Here is a 605-nt window from a genome sequence, read left to right as displayed (position 1 = left end):
CATTCATCTTGTTTCCTTTGCCAAAACCAAATCGGTTCAGCATATCTTGGGTTATTCCTTCAGGCATCGGCTTTGCGGTGCCGTCTTCATTGAAACAGTAGTGGCCACCTTCGCACCCAAGCGAGGAACAGCCACCGGGTTTACATTCGTTCATTATTCATCCAGCACAAGTTTGACGATAACGCGGCCCAGTGTATCGGACACGGCAGTCTTCAACACCGAACACCGCTTTCCCGCCTTGTCGGGGTATTCGACGTACGTAATGTCAACACCAGAATTCTTAACAGCCAACGTCAAGCCCGTGCACGCATTCACGAAGTCCCAGAAGTCTGGATTTGTGATATCCAGCGGATTGTAGTACCGATAATCGCGACCGTCGAAAATCTGGACGGCTACAGCGTCGCGTACCACGTGATCTCGATACAGGTATCCTCGAAATTTTGCCGCCCCTCGAATCAGGTCGAGTGATAGTTCATCATGCAGGTTCATTCTGGCTCCGCATCCGGGTAGTCTTCGGCATATTCGACATCTTTGCCGCTGCCGTCTTCGATAAATGTGCCACCTTCCTCGTAATCCACGGGATGGTAGCGGACCATGGTCGGCAC

General features: G+C 51.6%; 1 protein-coding gene. It reads right to left on the bottom strand.

Translation table 11 applies throughout. The features are described from left to right. Positions 1-153 precede the first annotated feature (153 nt). On the bottom strand, positions 154-489 hold the full coding sequence (locus tag AC1RP1_RS07715) for a hypothetical protein (protein WP_289875201.1): 336 nt from the start codon (positions 487-489) through the stop codon (positions 154-156). Between the last annotated feature and the right edge of the window lie 116 nt (positions 490-605).

It is taken from the genome of Dellaglioa sp. CoH-56-MRSF-13 (assembly GCF_056782095.1).
Note: the sequence above shows the minus strand (reverse complement) of the source record. Positions and strands in the feature narration are given on the sequence as shown.

Coding starts and splice junctions, on each gene's coding strand:
- AC1RP1_RS07715 (WP_289875201.1), bottom strand. CDS start 489: ATGAACCTGCATGATGAACTATCACTCGACCTGATTCGAGGGGCGGCA.